This is a genomic window from Psychrobacter sp. 1Y4, from assembly GCF_051847555.1.
The window spans coordinates 1-563 of record NZ_JBPYDE010000948.1 but is presented as its reverse complement, the minus strand read 5'-3'; the positions used below and the strand labels follow the sequence as shown (position 1 = coordinate 563).

At 46.9% G+C, this 563-nt stretch carries 1 protein-coding gene; it reads right to left on the bottom strand.

The window, feature by feature from the left end; all coding sequences use genetic code 11:
* Positions 1 to 118: 118 nt before the first annotated feature.
* On the bottom strand, positions 119 to 563 hold a 445-nt coding region (locus tag ACS8FC_RS19780), incomplete at its 5' end, for an aminotransferase class I/II-fold pyridoxal phosphate-dependent enzyme (protein ID WP_439298039.1).

Below are 563 nucleotides of genomic sequence, written 5' to 3'. Positions count from 1 at the left end.
TGCAAGTTTTTTGTACCTCGTCTTGTATTTACTGAGTAATCAAGCAACGCCCAGGCACAAAAAAAGGCCGAGCAATCGCTCAGCCTTTTTTATTTTTTAGTCTATATGTCTGATGAATTTAGTCTTTTAAAACATCTGCCATTGCATTGGCGACATAGTCGATGTTGCTGGTATTTAGACCTGCGACACACATACGAGAGTTGGATACCATGTAAATACCATACTCGCTTTGTAGGCGCTCGACTTGCTCAGGTGTCAGTCCGGTAAAGCTAAACATACCGTTTTGACGCGTGATGTAGTCAAAGTTGCGGTTGGGGATTTTGGCTTCTAGTACCGATTTTAGCTTTAGGCGCATGGCTTTGATACGATCACGCATCGCATAAACCTCGCCAATCCACTGCTCATGTAGGGCGTCATCGTTCATGACGATATCAACCACATGACCACCATGTGATGGCGGGCTTGAGTAGATACGGCGTACCATCGCATTTAGCTGACCAAATACGCGCTCAGCTTCGTCTGCGGTAGGGCATACGACCGATAGACCGCCAACGCGCTCGCCA